This is a genomic window from Methylobacterium phyllosphaerae (assembly GCF_001936175.1).
Classification (GTDB): domain Bacteria; phylum Pseudomonadota; class Alphaproteobacteria; order Rhizobiales; family Beijerinckiaceae; genus Methylobacterium; species Methylobacterium fujisawaense.
In genome coordinates this window covers 333391-349713 of sequence record NZ_CP015367.1, presented here as the reverse complement: position 1 = coordinate 349713, position 16323 = coordinate 333391, and the positions used below count along the sequence as shown (strand labels likewise).

Sequence of the window (16323 nt, the reverse complement as noted above, 5' to 3'; positions counted from 1 at the left end):
AATGGTCTCGGCCGCACGGCGCGGCCTCGCGGTGGGACGGCATGGCTTCTGCGGACGCGGCGATCGGGATCCCGGCCGACGGGCGGCAGCGCGGCGTCGCGGGCCGGGACATGCCCGACGTGCTGCGCGTGCTCCTGAACGGGTTCGTCTTCGTCCTGCTCTGGAACCACGTCTGGCTGAAGGATCTGTCGGATCGGTCGATGCTCGCGGCCTCCGAGGATGGAAGCCTGCTGACGCAGGTCCTGTTTCTCGGCGCCGGTGCCGCCATGGCCGCGGCGATCCACCGGATTGGCGTCCGGCACCTTCATCCGCTGCTGACGCGCCCCCTCGTCCTCTGTGCCGTCTGGCTCGGGGCGACGGCGCTCCTGTCGATCGAGCCCAGCCTGTCGCTGCGGCGGCTCGTCCTCTTCGCCATCGCGGCGATGCTCTCGGCAGGCGTGCTGATCGTGGCCCGATCCCCCCGGCAGTTGGCGCTGACCATGGCCGGATCCGCCCTGGTGATCGTGCTCGGCTCCTACCTCGCGGTCGCCCTCGTGCCCAATCTCGCGATCCACTCGGCCTTCGACGTCAATTCCGATCCCAGCCATCCCGGTCTCTGGCGCGGAATCTTCCCGCAGAAGAACGAGGCTGGGGCAGCCATGGTGATCCTGGTGATCGTCGGCCTCTACGTCGCCACCGTCGCGAGCCGTCTGCTCGGCTGGGCGATCGTGCTCCTGGCGGCCGGCTTCCTGGTGGCGAGCGGCTCGAAGACCGCGATCCTGCTCCTTCCGGTGATCCTCGCCGTCACCGGCCTGTGCCAGGTCCTCACCGGCGGGTTCCTGCGGCGCCTGCTGCTCCTCGGCCCCGTGATCGGGTTCTCGCTGATCTCCATCGGCTCCGTGCTCGCGCCGCCGATCCAGGATGCGGTGGGGGCGCTGCTCACCGACGCGACCTTCACGGGCCGCAGCGAGATCTGGCAGTTCGCCATCGACAACATCATGATCCGGCCCTGGCGCGGCTGGGGCATCGGCGCCTTCTGGATGACCGAACGCACCATGTACGCCGGTTCCGAGGAGCTCACCTGGGTCACCACCGTCGACCATGCCCACAACGCCTATCTCGACACCGCGCTGATCGGCGGCCTGCCGTTCCTCGCGCTCACCGTGGTGGCCTTCGTCCTCGCCCCGGTGCGCGACCTGCAGCGCGTGGCCGGCGGAATGCGCCTCGACGCGGAGACCATGCTGTTCCTGCGGCTGTGGTTTCTCGGGCTGGTCTCGGCCTCCTTCGAGACGGTGCTCTACAACGGTAACAACGCCACCTGCTGCATGTTCATGATCGCGGTGTTCGGCCTGCGCCTGCGCACCCGCTACGCCGTCCTGGCGCGCTGAGGCGGATCCGCCGCCCGATCGTCCCCGACCCTCGGCGCTTGGCCATCCCACGCGTATCGCCGCCGGACGCGGGACGCGCGCGGAATGCCGTCCTCGCGACCGAGATCCAGCCGCTTGGCGACCGCCCTGCGGGATCGGCACAGGATGGATGTGGCTCGCCCTGCCGACCGGCGCTCGGTTCAGGCTCCGGGCGGGATCGTCCTGCCGGATCGACGGGCTGGCGGCGTCGCGTCGGACGCCGACAGCCCGGACGGTTCCTGGAACTGCCTCTCTCGCGCCCGGAGAGGGACGTCGATCCGACCCGGCCTGCCTCCACATGTCGATCGGCGCCTTGGCGTATCGGTGCGGCTTCGCCACCGAGGCGCATGTTTCCCGGCGCTTCAACGGTCGCCACGGTCTCACGGCCCGCGATGACAGGGCTGCGGCCGTCCGGCACCGATCCGATACGGTCCCGGATCGGCAAAACCGCCCGCGCGCATATAGCGCTGACCCTCGGGCGCACGCCACCGGTCCGGATCCGCGCCGGTCCTCTCAGGCGCCGTGGATCCCGCCGCGTCGCTGAAGGTCGCCCCGATCCCGTCCTCGAAACCGGATCAGAGCCCGGATTCGGCCGGTGGCACAGGCCGCGGGCGCCGGTCCTCGCCGATCGCCACGAAGGTGAAGGTCGCCTCGGTCACCTTCATGGTGACCTCGCTTGCCCGTTCGCGCCGCCAGACCTCGACCTGGATGCGCAGGGAGGAGCGCCCGACCTTCAGGAGCCACGCATAGAGGCTCACCTCGTCGCCCACGAAGACCGGGTGGTGGAAGGTGATCGCGTCGACCGCGAGGGTGGCGCACCGGCCCCGTGCCCGACGGGCCGCGACGTTGCCGGCCGCGAGATCCATCTGTGCCATGAGCCAGCCGCCGAAGATGTCGCCGGCGGGGTTGGTGTCGGCGGGCATCGCGATGGAGCGGATGACCGGCGGACCGCGATCCGTCGGCTGGACCGTCGCCCCGCCCCCGATGTCCTCGCACAGATCCGCCATGGCCATCCGTCCCCCGAACGGACGGGAGACATCCGGCCAAGCTCGGTCGCGGTCAATCGGGCAGCGCGAAGACCAGCAATGCGTCGCCGGTGCCGAACCCGGATGCCTTGGTGAAGGAGGCGCCGCCCGCCGCCACCGCGAGGTATTGCTTGCCGTCCAGCGCGTAGGTCATCGCCGGGCCGCTGATGCCGGCCCCGCACTGGAAGCGCCAGAGAATCCGGCCGTCCTTCGCATCGTGGGCGTCGAGATGGCCATCCTCCTCTCCCGAGAAGACGAGGCCGCCGGCCGTCGCCAGGGTCCCTCCGGAGAGACGGCTCCCCCCGCGGACCGACCAGGCGATCCTGCCGCCCTCCACGAGGTCGACCGCCGTCAGCGTGCTGAAGGACGCCTCGCCCTTCGCCTCGCCCGTCTCCGTGTAGCGGATCTCCGGACGCCCAGCGGCCGCCGGAACGGTCTTCACCGTGTAGGTCGTCGCCCCGTGGCGGACCTGAAGGTAGGCGCGCCGGCCGTCATAGGCGGTGGGCGGCCACGAGACCGCGCCGAGGGGACCGGGCGCCACCACGGTGCCCTGCTGCGTCGGCGGCGCGAACAGGTTCTTCTGATCGACGAGCGGCGCGGACCGCGCCAGGAGCGTCCCCGTGGCGCGGTCGTGGACGTAGATCCAGCCGGTCTTGCTTGCCGAAGCCACCGCCTTCGCGCCACCGGGCATGTCGAGCAGGAAGGGCGGCGCGGCGACGTCGTAGCCCCATTCGTCGTGCGGCACCTGCTGGTAGTACCAGCGCAGCGCGCCGGTCTTCACGTCGAGGGCCACGAGGCACATCGTGTAGAGATTGTCGCCCGGACGCGAGAGGCCGAAATTCTGCGGGGCCGGGTTGCCGGTGCCGAGGAAGATCAGGCCGAGATCCGGATCATAGGCCGGCGTCATCCAGAGGGAGCCGCCGCCGACGCGCCAAGCGTCGCGGTTGGCCGGAGCGGCGGCCTTCTCGGCGGCGATGTCCCGGTGGAGCGGCGTGCCGTCGGCGGTCTGGGCGACGAAGCCCCCCTCCCAACCCTCGGACGGCGTGACGTACCAGCGCCAGCGTTCCTCGCCGGTCTTCGCGTCGTAGGCCGCGAGCCAGCCGCGTCGCCCGTACCCGCCCTCGATGCCGACGACGGCGCCGCCGTCGAGGCCGCCCGCCTCGTCCTCGATGTGGAGGCCGTATCCGGCGCCGGTGACGCCGACGATCACGAGCCCGTCGGCAACCAGCGGCGGCATCTTGAAGCCGAGGCGGCTCGAGCCCTGGACGGGCTTGCCGCCGAGCGTCGCGGCGAGGCCCGAAGCGGTCTCGCTCTCGCCCTCCTCGGGGCGGACCGCCTCCTTGTCCCAGACGATCCTGCCGGTTTTCGCGTCGAGGGCGATCAGCCGCCCGTCCATGGTCGCCTCGAAGACGAGCCCCCCCGACACCGCGACCCCGCGGTTCGAGGGCGGTCCGAAGATCTTCTCGGTGCGCGGCTTGTGGGTGTAGGTCCAGACGGGCTTGCCGGTCTTCGCGTCGAGGGCCGCGACGTTGTTCTGCGTCGTGGAGACGAAGAGGGTGCCGTCCACCATCACGGGCTGGGCCTGGAAGTATCCGGTGATTCCGGTCTGGAAGATCCAGGCGGGGCGCAGCCGACCGACAGTGTCGCGGTCGATCTGGGTCAGGTCGGAGAAGTTGCGGTTGCTCGGATCGTGTCCGAAGGCCGGCCAGGGCGATTCAGCGGCGGAGGTCGACCCGAGGGACGCCGGTCCCGCAAAGCAGGCCAGCAGGACCGCCCCAATCCATCGCGCCAAAGCTGTGCTCCCTTGTGCGGCGACAGTCGCGCCCGCTTGGATCCGTTTCTGAAAGTGGGCCTAAGCCTGCCTCCGGGGCGCCCCGTCGAGCTGCGCCGGCGTCGCCTGGGCACCCATTGACCGGGCCATGTCGGCGGCGCTCTGTCCGGAGGCGTCGCGCCGGTCCGGGTCGGCGCCGTGGCGGAGGAGCAGGTCGACCATCTCGGTGCGGTCGAACATCGCCGCCGTCATCAGGGCCGTGCGGGTGCCGTCGCCGGTCCCGTCCACCTTGGCCCCGTGCTGGAGCAGGAGTTGCGCGATCGCGAGATCGTTCTTGAAGGCCGCGCCGGCGAGGGGCGTCTGGCCACGGTCATTCGCGAGTTCCGGGTCGCCGCCGGCCTCCAGGATCACCCGCGTGGCGTCCGCCTGGCCGTTATAGGCGGCCAGCATCAGCAGGCTGTCGCCCTTGTCGTTGCGCAGGTTCGCCGGCAGCCCCTGCCCGAACAGGTCGGCGAGATCCTCCGCATGGCCCATCCGCGCGTACTGGAAGACGCGGGCGGCGAAGGCCAGGGTTTCGTCATCGAGGGTCGGGGGCGTGTTCGTCTCTGAGGCCATCGCGTGCTCGTCTCTTCTGGCCGCTGATCTGGGCCGGTCCGGCGTCCACGTCCAGCGGCGGCGGGAACAGTTTCGGGGCGCTGCTCGTTCCAGCCGCCAATCCGGGCCAAAGGCCCGACGCTTCCGGAGCGCGCCGATGCCCCGACCCTTCGAGCCCTTCGCCGACGCCTTGCGCACCGCGCGCGACATCGTCCGGGAGCGCGCAGGCGCGGTCGCACAGGCGGCCGTACAGGCCGATCCCCACGCCTACGACGAGGCCTGCAACGCCCTCGCCGTCCGGATCGCCCAGGCCATCGTCGATGCCGGCGAGGCCGCGACGGCGCATGGCCGGGATCACGAGGCCGCCTGAGCCAGCGGCGGCCGGTCAGCCCCGCCGCCGTCCGCCGCCGCCCTTGTATTTGGGCTTCTGCCCGCCGAGCCCCTGCGTCGAGCGCGGCTTCGGCCGCTCCTGCCAAGCCGGCGCGAGGCCGCCCACCGGAAGCTCCCGGTCCGTGCCGGGGCCCATATTGTCGAGGTCGGGCTTGGCGATGCGGCTGCCGCCTCCGCCTGCGCCCCCTGCCCCGCGCGGCGCCTTCCGGCCGAACTTTCCGGCCTCGCGCTCCACGTCGCTCTGTCGTGCCATCGGGTCGTCCGAGACCAGAAGCTCGGTGGCCTGGAGCCGCTTCAGCTCGTCGCGCAGGCGGGCTGCCTCCTCGAAGTCGAGATCGGCGGCGGCGGCGCGCATGCGCTTCTCCAGATCCGCCATCACGGCCTTGAGGTTGTGGCCCACCGTGATCGCGTCCTTGGCCAGCCCGGTATCGACCTGGACGTGGTCGCGCTCGAACACGCTGCTCAGGATGTCGGCGATGCCGCGCTTCACGCTCTGCGGCGTGATCCCGTGCTCTTCGTTGTAGGCGAGCTGCTTGGTGCGGCGCCGCTCGGTCTCGGCCATCGCCCGCTCCATCGAGCCGGTGATGTTGTCCGCGTACAGGATGCAGCGCGCGTCGGCGTTGCGGGCGGCGCGGCCGATGGTCTGGATCAGAGAGGTCTCCGAGCGGAGGAAGCCCTCCTTGTCGGCGTCGAGGATCGCCACCAGGGCGCATTCCGGGATGTCGAGGCCCTCGCGCAGGAGGTTGATGCCGATCAGCACGTCGAAGGCACCGAGCCGCAGGTCGCGGATGATCTCGATGCGCTCCAGCGTGTCGATGTCGGAGTGCATGTAGCGCACCCGCACGCTGTTCTCGTGGAGATACTCGGTGAGGTCCTCGGCCATGCGCTTGGTGAGCGTGGTCACGAGAGTCCGGTAGCCGGCCTGCGCGACTTCGCGGACCTCGCCCAGCAGGTCGTCCACTTGGCTGCGGGCCGGGCGGATCTCGATCACCGGATCCACGAGCCCCGTCGGGCGGATCACCTGCTCGGCGAAGACGCCCCCCGTCTGCTCCATCTCCCACTTGCCCGGCGTCGCCGAGACGTGGACCGTCTGCGGGCGCATCGCGTCCCATTCCTCGAAGCGCAGGGGGCGGTTGTCGAGGCAGGAAGGCAGCCGGAAGCCGTATTCGGCGAGCGTCGCCTTCCGGCGGAAGTCGCCCCGGTACATGCCGCCGATCTGCGGCACCGTGACGTGGCTCTCGTCGGTGAAGACCAGGGCGTTGTCGGGCAGGTACTCGAACAGGGTCGGCGGCGGCTCGCCGGGCTTCCGGCCGGTGAGGTAGCGGGAATAGTTCTCGATGCCGTTGCAGGCGCCGGTGGCCTCGATCATCTCGATGTCGAAGGTGCAGCGCTGGTCGATGCGCTGCGCCTCGATGAGGCGGCCCATCTTGGTAAGCTCCTCGATCCGGCCGTTCAGCTCGTTCTTGATGCCCTTGATCGCCTGCTGCAGCGTCGGGCGCGGCGTCACGTAGTGCGAGTTGGCGTAGACCTTCACGAACTTCAGTTCGGAGATCGTCTTGCCGGTGAGCGGATCGAACTCGACGATGCTCTCGACCTCGTCGCCGAACAGGCCGATGCGCCAGCCGCGGTCTTCCAAGTGGGCGGGCCACAGCTCGATGGAATCGCCGCGCACCCGGAAGGTGCCGCGGGCGAAATCCGACTGGATCCGCTTGTACTGCAGGGCCACGAGGTCGGCGATGAGCTGGCGCTGCTCGATCCGCTCGCCGAGCGAGACGGTGAAGGACATCGCCGTGTAGGTCTCGACCGAGCCGATGCCGTAGATGCACGAGACCGAGGCGACGATGATGACGTCGTCCCGCTCCAGCAGGGCGCGGGTGGCGGCGTGGCGCATCCGGTCGATCTGCTCGTTGATCGAGGATTCCTTCTCGATGAACGTGTCGGAGCGCGGGACGTAAGCCTCGGGCTGGTAATAGTCGTAGTAGGAGACGAAGTACTCGACGGCGTTGTCCGGGAAGAACGCCTTGAACTCCCCGTAGAGCTGCGCGGCCAGCGTCTTGTTGGGCGCCAGGATCAGGGCCGGGCGCTGGGTCTCCTCGATGATCTTGGCCATCGTGAAGGTCTTGCCCGAGCCGGTGACGCCGAGCAGCACCTGATCGCGCTCGAGTCCCTGCACGCCGCCGACGAGTTCGGCGATCGCTTTCGGCTGGTCACCGGCGGGCTTGAACTCGGATTTCAGCGTGAACCGGACGCCACCCTCGGATTTCTTCGGTCGCTCCGGGCGGTGCGGGACCCAGGTCTGGCCGTCCTTGAACAGCGGGTTGCCCTCGGTGAGCAGCCGCTCCAGGGCCGACACCGTCGCGGAGGCGCCGCCGTCGTCGCCGGGATCCGGCAGGTCGGCGCCCTCGGGCACCGGACCGTCCTCCGGCGGCGTCAGGCCGAGCGCTTGGGCGAGGCGCGGATCGACATCGGCCGCGTCGCCGAGGGCGTAGCCGGCCTGCGGAGCCTCCGCGAAGCCGTCGCGGGCGATCGCGCCCCGGCGCGCGGCGGCCTTGGTGCCGTCCTTGCCGGCTCGTCCTTTCGGCTTGCCCGGCCGCGCGGGCGGCTCGGGGGGCGGCTCGACGGCGGCCGGCCGGTTCCGGTTGAGTGCCGGGTTCAGGAGCTCGGCCAGATAGGTGTCGAGCGGCTTGAGCTCGGGCTTCGACGCCTTGGCGGACGACGCCGAAACGGAAGCGGCGCGCGGTTTCTTCGGTGCTGGCATGAGAACAATATGGGCCTGGACCCCGCTCCGAGGAACCCTGCACGGGTGCAGTTTGACAACTTCCGTGGGAGGCCGCCCGCGCCTCGGACCGGCGGGTGGGCGAGACCCCTTTCCACTGGAGAAGGCGTAGCGAATACAGCCATTAAGTAGAATTCACGGGGTGCCGATCTCGACCTCGGGCTCGGATGCTGAGAAGATCCGCATCCGCGGAGTGGGACAGGCGGCTTGCGGAAAGCCCATCCTGTCGATACTTTGCGATGCAAAGCGCGGTGCGAAGCATGCTGCAGCCGGGGGCTTGAGGCACATGCAGGACCTGGACAAGGCGCTGGCCGACATCGTGGCGATCCGCTCGCAGATCGCCCGCGACACGGCGTTCCGGGGTTTGGGGGCGGCGACGGTCGCCGGCACCGGCTTCCTCGCGCTGGCCTGCGCGGCGGGGCAGGCCCTTTGGCTTGGCGATCCCGCGGCGCGGCCGGGCCTGTTCTTCGGCCTCTGGATCGCGGCCGCCCTCGCGGCTTTCATGATGATCGGCGTCGAGGCGGTCCGGCGCAGCCGGCGCCTGCATTCCGGCCTCGCCGACGCCATGGTTTGGAACGCCATCGAGGTGTTCCTGCCGGCCGCGGGCGCGGGGGCCTGCCTCGCCCTGGTCGTCGCCCGCTTCGCACCCGACGAGGTCTGGATGCTGCCGGGTCTCTGGCAGGTGCTGGTCGGCCTCGGCCTGTTCGCCTCGTCCCGGATCCTGCCGCGGGCTGTCCAGGGCGTCGGCGCCTGGTACCTGCTCGCCGGGCTCGCCGTGCTGGCGGTCTCGGCCGAGACCCGGGCCCTGTCTCCCTGGACGATGGGCCTGCCCTTCCTGCTCGGTCAAGCGTGGCTGGCCGGGATCATCCATCACGCGGCCCGGGCCTTCGATGACGACCGCTGACCGTTCCGACGGGCGCTTTTCTTACGAGGGGCTCGACAGGATCATCCACGAGCGGGCGCGCCTCAGCGTGCTGACCTCCCTGGTGGCGCATCCGAAGGGCCTGCCCTTCCCGGATCTCAAGCGCCTGTGCGGGCTCACCGACGGCAACCTGAGCCGCCACCTCGCCGTGCTGAGCGAGGCCGATCTGGTGAGCCTCGAGAAGGGCTTCGCGCACAACCGGTCGCAGACAGTCTGCCGCCTCACCGTCACCGGGCGCCAGCGCTTCATCGGCTATCTCGGCGTGCTCGAGCAGGTGGTGCGCGACGCCGCGCAGGCCGCCGAGCGCGGCCCCGAATCCGGTGTCCGCGGCCTCGATCCGGCCACGAAAACGGCGTGAGACCGCCCCGTCCCGCCGGGAATGTTAATCCCGTCTCGATAGACCTGAACGCCACGCCCATGCCGGGAGACTTTACGATGCAAAGCGAAGCGGTGCCGGGTCCCCTGCACGCCGCGATCATCATGGACGGTAACGGGCGCTGGGCCACGCAGCGCGGCCTGCCGCGGCTGGCCGGCCACCACCGCGGCGTGGAGTCGATCCGGCGCACCGCCGAGGCCTGTCCGGATCTCGGCATCGGCACGCTCACGCTCTACGCCTTCTCGGCGGATAACTGGCAGCGCCCCGCCGAAGAGGTCGGCGGCCTGATGCGGCTCCTGCGCTCCTACCTGCGCAACGAGACCCAGCGCCTCGCCCGGACCGGCACGCGCCTCAGCGTCGTCGGCCGGCGCGACCGTCTGCCGGACGGCATCCCCGAGGCGATCGCCGCGGCGGAAGCCGCCACGGCGGCGGGGACCCGGCTGCATCTCCGGATCTGCGTCGACTACTCGGCCCGCGACGCGATCATCGCCGCGGCGCAGCGCCTCCAGGGCGAAGATCCGACCCGCGAGAGCTTCGGCAAGCTGGTGGCCGGCCCGATGCACGGCTCCCCCGTCGATGTCGACCTGCTGATCCGCACCGGCGGCGAGCGGCGTCTCTCCGACTTCATGCTGTGGGAGGCGGCCTATGCCGAGTTGCATTTCACAGAGCGGATGTGGCCCGAGTTCGGTCCCGAGGACCTGGCCGAGGCGGTCGCCGAGTTCGGCCGCCGCGAGCGCCGGTTCGGCGGGCTGAAGGCTCCGGCAGTCCCGGCCGCGGCCTGAGGCCGCTTGACGGGCGCGCACCGGCGCGCAGAGGGTTCTCGGCATGACCGAGACCCTCGCCCAGCGCCGCGTCCTTCTCGTCATCGGCGGCGGCATCGCGGCCTACAAGGCCCTCGACCTGATCCGGCGCCTGCGCGAGCGCGGCGCCAGCGTCTGCCCGGTGCTGACCGCGGGGGCGCAGGAATTCGTGACGCCCCTTGCCGCCGCCGCGCTCGCCGGCGAGCGGGCCCATACCGACCTGTTCGACCGGGCTTCCGAGGCCGAGATCGGCCACATCAAGCTCGCCCGTCAGGCGGATGCCGTGGTGGTGGCGCCCGCGACCGCCAACCTGATGGCCCGCATGGCCGGCGGTCACGCGGCCGACCTCGCGACCACGGTCCTGCTGGCGACGACCCTTCCGATCCTGATCGCGCCGGCCATGAACGTCCAGATGTGGGCGCATCCGGCCACCCGCCGGAACCGCGCGGTCCTGGAGGGCGACGGCGTCCGGATCGTGGGGCCGAATGCTGGCCGGATGGCGGAGCCCGAATCCGGCCCCGGCCGCATGGCCGAGCCCAACGAGATCGCCGATGCGCTGGAACGGATGCTCGGCCAGCAGGCCGGGGACAGGCCCCTGGCCGGTCGGCGCGTGCTCGTGACCTCCGGTCCCACCCACGAGCCGATCGATCCGGTCCGCTACATCGCCAACCGCTCCTCCGGCCGCCAGGGCCACGCCATCGCGGCGGCCGCCGCTGCGGCCGGTGCCGCCGTGACCCTGGTCTCCGGGCCCGTGGCGCTCCCCGATCCGCCGGGCGTCGCCGTCGTCCGGGTCGAGACCGCCCGGCAGATGCTGGAAGCCGTCGAGGCGGCGCTGCCAGCCGACATCGCGGTCTTCGCCGCCGCGGTCGCCGACTGGCGTCCGGAGCAGGAGGCCGGCAGCAAGAAGATCAAGAAGGACGGCACCGGCCCGGCGCCGATGCCGCTGGTGGAGAATCCCGACATCCTCGCCACGATCGCGCGCCTGCCGGTGGGACGCCCGCCCCTCGTGGTCGGGTTCGCCGCCGAGACCGACACGGTCGTCGAGCACGCCCGGGCGAAGATTGCCCGGAAGGGCTGCGACCTGATCGTGGCCAACGACGTGTCGGCCGAGGGCGGCGTCATGGGCGGTACCGACAATACGGTTCACCTGATCCGACGGGACGGTGCGGTGGAAACCTGGCCGCGCCTCGGCAAGGAGGAAGTCGCCCGGCGGCTCGTGGCCCATGTCGCGGGGCTTCTGACCGGCTGACGCGACGGGGCCGCTGCGAGCCCGCCTCCCTGCCCCGCGAAGGTGCTTCGAAGGTGCTTCGTCGGCCCGCACCCCGGCGGTGACGTCGATCGCGCGCAGACGGGTGAGAGACGGTCCTGAGATATTTGTATTTTGGAGGAGGTGATTTTCGCGATTATTCGCGGTGTCATTCGGTAAATGCCGGAAATTTCCTCAAATCACATTTCGAATGAGGCTATACGCGGTCGAACGACCATAGAAATACATCAGATTTTTTGATTGTGCTTGAGAAAAACTTGTTATGATCCTGCGATACGCTCGATCTGTCGGGCCGTCGGAGGTGAAGCATGATGCGGGTGCGGGACCTGTCGATCCGGACGACCATGTGTCTCGTCCTCGTCGCCATGGCGACGATCATGCTGGCCTTCGCGACGGGCGCCGTGCGGGAGGCGCAGGAGCAGGCGGCGGAGGCCGAGCAGGTCATCACCCTGGTGCGGGCGAGCCGCGCCCTTCTCCAGACCCTGAACGTGGCCCGGTTCGAACGGGGGGCGACGCTGCAATTCCTCGCCGCCGCCGAGCCCGTCGAGGCCGAAACCCGCGCGTCGCTCTACGCGGACCGGCAGCGGGTGATCGCCGGGCTGGCCGAAGCACAGCCCCTCCTCGACGGGCTGGGTCTCCCCGCCGTGACTGCGACCCTCGGCCCCCTGCGGGCTGCCGGCGGACGCGTCGAACGCCTCCGGCCGCGGGTCGACGCGGCCCTGAAGCTGTCGAGATCCCAGCGGGATGGCGCGGTGACGACCGAGGCGAAGGCCGCCTTCCAGGAGATGCTCGATGCCCTGATCGCCACGAGCGATGCCGTGGATGCCGCGATCCCGCTGTCCGACGGGATCCTCCGACGCGATCTCGCCCTCAAGCGGGCGGCCTGGTCGACGCGCATGGCCAACGGAGCCGTCGCCCTGCGGGTGCAGACGTCCCTGGCGGCCGGGACGGCCTGGTCGCTGGACGAGACCGTGGCGGCTGCCGAGGAGCGGGGACGTCTCGACGCGGCCTGGAGATCGGCCATCGAGGCCGCTTCGGAGATGTCCGAGACGGTTCGCGCGGCGTTCCGCCGGGCCCGGGAGAACAATTTCGAGGGCCCATCCCTGGCCCGCCGGTCCGCAGTGGCGACCGCGCTGAGCCGCGGCACGCCGCCGGGTCTGACGCTCGCGCAGGCGCGCAAGCTCGATACGCCCGAGCAGGTCACTCTCGTCGACCTCGCCTTCGTCTGCCTCGACGAGATGATCGCGCGGGCCGAGACCCTGTCCGGCGCGGCCCGGCGCGTCCTGCTGCGCGACGGGGCGGCCCTGCTGGCAACCCTGCTCCTGGTCGCGCTCGCCCTGATCGTGCTCTTCCGCGGGGTGCTGCGGCCGATCCGGGCGATCACCGCGACGATGGAGGCCCTGGCGGCCGGCGATGCCGACGTCGTGGTCCCAAGCCTGGACCGGCGCAACGAGATCGGCGCCATGGTCCGGGCCGTGCAGGTCTTCAAGGACAATTTGATCCGGTCCCGTCGCCTCGAAGCCGAGGCCGAAGAGGCCCGGCAGGCCGCCGAGGCGCGGCGCCGCAGCGGACTGCGCGCGATGGCCGAGCGCTTCGAGCGGGCGGTCGGCGGCGTCATCGCCCAGGTCTCGGCCTCGGCCACGGCCCTGCAGGCCACGGCCGGGAGCATGACGGAGACCGCGGCCGAGAGTGCCGGGCAGTCGACAACCGTCGCTGCCGCCGCCGAGCAGGCGGCGAGCAACGTCAACACCGTGGCGGCGGCTGCCGAGGAACTCGGCACCTCCGTGCAGGAAATCGGCCGGCAGGTCGACGGCTCGGCCAATCTCGCGCGTGCGGCCGTCGCGGAGGCCGATCAAACCGGCGCGCTGGTCCGGGACCTGAGCGAGGCCGTGTCGCGGATCGGCGACGTCGTCGGGCTGATCGCGACCATCGCGGGCCAGACGAACCTGCTGGCGTTGAACGCCACGATCGAGGCGGCGCGGGCGGGCGCCGCCGGTCGCGGCTTCGCGGTCGTCGCCGCCGAAGTGAAGGCGCTGGCCGTTCAGACCGCCCGCGCTACGGACGAGATCTCGGGCCAGATCGGGCGGGTTCAGGCCTCGACGGGCGAGGCCGTCGCGGCGATCGGGACGATCACGGCCCGGATCCGCGAGATCGACGGCGTGGCGACCTCGATCGCCGCGGCGGTGGAGCAGCAGGGCGCGGCCACTCAGGAGATCGTCCGCAACGTCGGACAGGCGGCGCAGGGCGCGGCCGCGGTCACCGGCCATATCGCCGGCGTCGCTGAAGCCTCGAGCGCGACCGAGGCGGCGGCGGGGGAAGTTCTGGCCGCGGCCGCTGCCCTGTCGGCCCAGTCCGCGCATCTGACCGCCGAGGTCGACCGGTTCCTGGACAGCGTCCGCGCCGCCTGAACGGTCCCGGAGGCTCGGGCGACCGGGCTCCCTGGCCTGGACGGGTCCGAGGCGATAGAAGGCCTCCCGATGGCCGGCGCGCACGGCGCCGGCTCCAGGGAGAAACCATGCCTCGCCTGTCCCCCCTCTTCGGAGCCGCGTTGATCGCCATGACCACAGCCGCCAATGCCGAGACCGTGACCACGCCCTCCGGCCTCAAGTATCAGGACGAGGTCGTCGGCACCGGGCCTGAGCCGAAGGCCGGCCAGCAGGTCACCGTCCAGTACACCGGCTGGCTCGACGAGGGCGGCAAGAAGGGCAAGAAGTTCGATTCGTCCCGCGACCGCAACCAGCCCTTCAGCTTCCCCCTCGGCGCCGGCCAGGTGATCAAGGGCTGGGACGAGGGCGTCGCCACCATGAAGACCGGCGGCAAGCGCACCCTGATCATCCCGCCGCAGCTCGGCTACGGCGCCCGGGGCGCCGGCGGCGTGATCCCGCCGAACGCCACCCTGATCTTCGACGTCGAACTCCTCGGCGCGAAGTAAGCGGCACGGCTGCGCGACGGCGAGAGTTTCCAGAACCATGCTGTTCGCGCAGCTGTCCGACGAGCTGTTCAAGCCGCTGGCTTCGCCGAGCCGCAGCTTCAACGCGGCCCTGCTCCTGCATCTGCACCGGCGCGTCCTCGGGGCCGAGCCGGTGCGCAAGGCCGAGCTTCTGGCCGAGATCGGCGACTTCGCCGCCGGCTGGAGCGATCCCGAGGTCAGCGGCGACGAGCCGATCTCCGCCGATCCGACCGAGCGCCGCACGGCGCTTTACCGGCGCCTCCTCGACACCGGCTGGCTGATCGAGCGCCGCGAGCGCTACGTTCCGGTCGCGGAGTTCGACCCCGAGGCGCGGCTCCTCCTGGAGGAGCTGTCCCGGCTGGAACGGGGCGAGACCCGCTCCTACGGCGGGGCCGTGCTGGAGGTTCTGGGTGGCCTCGAGAGCGCCCTGTCGGATCCGGCGAACCGCTCCGAGGCTCTCTCCAACGCCGCCCGGGGCGCGGCCGCCTTCCTGTCGCACGTGCGCGGGCTCGCGGCCGGCATGCGCAAGGTCGAGGAGCGCATCCTGCGCGAGCCCGACCGCGCCAAGACCTTCCGGCTGTTCTTCGAGGATTTCGTCGAGCGCCACCTGATCAGCGACTACCGGACGCTCCACACCCGCTTCAACCCGTTCCGCTTCCGCGCCAGCGTGGTGCGCGAGGCCGGCCGGGCGCTGCGCGACGCCCTCACCGTCCGGGCCCTGGCCGAGGGCCTCATCCGGGAGGGGCGGAGCGCCGATCTCGAGGCGGCGCAGCGGGCCGTCCGGACGGATCTCGCCCAGATTCTCGCGGTGTTCGAGGGGCTCGACAACCATCTCGATGCCGTCGACGCCGTGGTGGCGCGTCTGGAGCGCCGGATCGCCTCCGCCCTGCACGTGATGGACCGCCCGGATCCGAGCGGCGTCGAGCGCGTGGCCGCGATGCTGCGCGCCGTCGGCGGGTCGGAGATCGCCCCCGACGTGCCGGGCGACGTCTCGCTGCTGCGGCCGCCCATCGGGCACGCGCATCTCCAGGCGCCGCGGGCCCGCAAGGCCGCGATCGACATGGAGCCCCTGCCCGACATCGAGGACGATCCGGTGGTCGACGCCTTCGCGGCCGCCAAGGCGGAGTTCCGGCGCCGCACCACCGTGACGCCCGAAAGCATGAGCGCCTTCGTGGAGGCCCGACTCGGAAAGGCGGTGCGGCTGCGCGGGTCGCAGATCGTGATCGCGGGCGTCGACGACTTCATCGTGTTCCAGCGCCTGCGCGAGATCGACGTGCTGTTCGACGCCAAGCTCGGCGAGCGCTACGCCGTCACCCGGCTGCCCGAGCGGGTGGCCAATGGCTGGCTCGACTGCCCGGATTTCCTTCTGGAGCGCCGCCCCTATGCTTGAGGGCTTCCGTGCGATCATCGACGGCGACGAGCCGCCGCCGCCCGGTGCAAGGGCGCCGGATGCCGAAGAGCTGAGCCGTGCCCTCCAGGTGCTTCTGAAGGGGCAGGTGATCTACGCCGAGACCCAGGGGATCGGCCGCTCCTACGAGCTCGCCCGGCACTACGCCCCGTTCTTCACCGACTACTTCGCCTGCCTCGGCTACGCGCTCACGGTCTCGCATCGCGACCAGATGGTCTCGCTGAGCCCGGCCGCCGACGCGCCCCGCCACGACATCGTCTCGGAGCGCCTGCGCAAGGACGAGACGCTGGTGCTCCTGGCGCTCCGGCTCCTCTACGAGGAGGGCCTGCGCGACCACCGGGCCGGGACTGACGGGATCGTCGACTGCACCACCGACGAGATCGTCGAGAAGATCCGCACCGTGGCGCGCAACGAGCCTCCCGAGGAGGGGCGGCTCGCCGACATCCTGCGCCTCTACGCGAAGCGCGGCGGCCTGCGCCTCGGCGAGCGCGACCGGGTCGAGCGGGTCACCCCGCTCTCGCTCCTGCCGGGGCTGACGGTGCTGGCTTCCGACGCCTGGATGGAACGCCTTCGGGCGTGGTCGGAGGCCGGGGAGGCCTGAGGCCGACGTCCGTCCTTGAGGGGGTGTCGTCTTCGCGGACGGAGCGAAGCGTCCCGGC

The 16323-nt window shown here is 71.2% G+C and carries 14 protein-coding genes; 10 read left to right on the top strand and 4 right to left on the bottom strand.

Annotated features, from left to right (window positions below; all coding sequences use genetic code 11):
• Positions 1-41 precede the first annotated feature (41 nt).
• Entirely contained in the window at positions 42-1367 is a 1326-nt protein-coding gene (locus tag MCBMB27_RS01685; protein WP_075379718.1) for an O-antigen ligase family protein, read from the top strand.
• A gap of 593 nt (positions 1368-1960) precedes the next feature.
• Here the strand turns inward: MCBMB27_RS01685 and MCBMB27_RS01680 are convergent.
• From MCBMB27_RS01680 to MCBMB27_RS01670, 3 genes are read right to left on the bottom strand one after another with little or no spacing between them, the layout of a single operon-like run.
• Positions 1961-2392, bottom strand: a complete 432-nt coding sequence (locus tag MCBMB27_RS01680; RefSeq protein WP_075381845.1) for an acyl-CoA thioesterase — start codon at positions 2390-2392, stop codon at positions 1961-1963.
• A 52-nt stretch (positions 2393-2444) separates the two neighbouring features.
• Positions 2445-4202 (bottom strand): pyrroloquinoline quinone-dependent dehydrogenase, encoded by a 1758-nt coding sequence (locus MCBMB27_RS01675; protein ID WP_091955109.1) that lies wholly within the window; start codon positions 4200-4202, stop codon positions 2445-2447.
• 60 nt (positions 4203-4262) lie between these two features.
• Entirely contained in the window at positions 4263-4796 is a 534-nt protein-coding gene (locus MCBMB27_RS01670) for an ankyrin repeat domain-containing protein (protein ID WP_075379716.1), read from the bottom strand.
• Positions 4797-4932: 136 nt separating this feature from the next.
• Between MCBMB27_RS01670 and MCBMB27_RS01665 the strand changes: the two genes are divergently transcribed.
• Positions 4933-5145 (top strand): hypothetical protein, encoded by a 213-nt coding sequence (locus tag MCBMB27_RS01665; protein ID WP_043388686.1) that lies wholly within the window; start codon positions 4933-4935, stop codon positions 5143-5145.
• A 15-nt stretch (positions 5146-5160) separates the two neighbouring features.
• Here the strand turns inward: MCBMB27_RS01665 and uvrB are convergent, their stop codons facing one another.
• Positions 5161-7923, bottom strand: a complete 2763-nt coding sequence (uvrB, locus tag MCBMB27_RS01660) for an excinuclease ABC subunit UvrB (RefSeq protein WP_075379715.1) — start codon at positions 7921-7923, stop codon at positions 5161-5163.
• Positions 7924-8227: 304 nt separating this feature from the next.
• Between uvrB and MCBMB27_RS01655 the strand changes: the two genes are divergently transcribed.
• The 8 genes from MCBMB27_RS01655 to MCBMB27_RS01620 all read left to right on the top strand — a co-directional run bounded on the left by MCBMB27_RS01655 (position 8228) and on the right by MCBMB27_RS01620 (position 16265).
• On the top strand, positions 8228-8845 hold the full coding sequence (locus tag MCBMB27_RS01655; RefSeq protein WP_043345491.1) for a hypothetical protein: 618 nt from the start codon (positions 8228-8230) through the stop codon (positions 8843-8845).
• The gene (locus MCBMB27_RS01650; RefSeq protein ID WP_043345490.1) at positions 8832-9221 is read left to right on the top strand and encodes a transcriptional regulator; all 390 of its coding nucleotides are present in this window, start codon (positions 8832-8834) and stop codon (positions 9219-9221) included. The genes MCBMB27_RS01655 and MCBMB27_RS01650 overlap by 14 nt, the downstream gene beginning before the upstream one ends.
• 77 nt (positions 9222-9298) lie before the next feature.
• A complete protein-coding gene (locus tag MCBMB27_RS01645) occupies positions 9299-10021 on the top strand; it encodes a di-trans,poly-cis-decaprenylcistransferase (protein ID WP_043345488.1) in 723 nt (240 codons plus the stop codon).
• Between the two features lie 43 nt (positions 10022-10064).
• Positions 10065-11288, top strand: coding sequence for a bifunctional phosphopantothenoylcysteine decarboxylase/phosphopantothenate--cysteine ligase CoaBC (coaBC, locus tag MCBMB27_RS01640; protein WP_075379714.1), 1224 nt, complete (start codon positions 10065-10067; stop codon positions 11286-11288).
• A 329-nt stretch (positions 11289-11617) separates the two neighbouring features.
• Positions 11618-13714: a methyl-accepting chemotaxis protein gene (locus MCBMB27_RS01635; protein WP_083683777.1), complete on the top strand. Its 2097-nt coding sequence runs from the start codon at positions 11618-11620 to the stop codon at positions 13712-13714.
• Between the two features lie 107 nt (positions 13715-13821).
• Positions 13822-14238, top strand: a complete 417-nt coding sequence (locus tag MCBMB27_RS01630; RefSeq protein WP_053610948.1) for an FKBP-type peptidyl-prolyl cis-trans isomerase — start codon at positions 13822-13824, stop codon at positions 14236-14238.
• 37 nt (positions 14239-14275) lie between these two features.
• Positions 14276-15646 (top strand): Wadjet anti-phage system protein JetA family protein, encoded by a 1371-nt coding sequence (locus MCBMB27_RS01625; RefSeq protein ID WP_075379712.1) that lies wholly within the window; start codon positions 14276-14278, stop codon positions 15644-15646.
• Entirely contained in the window at positions 15639-16265 is a 627-nt protein-coding gene (locus MCBMB27_RS01620) for a DUF4194 domain-containing protein (protein ID WP_043345479.1), read from the top strand. Before MCBMB27_RS01625 ends, MCBMB27_RS01620 begins: the two co-directional genes overlap by 8 nt.
• Positions 16266-16323: the final 58 nt, after the last annotated feature.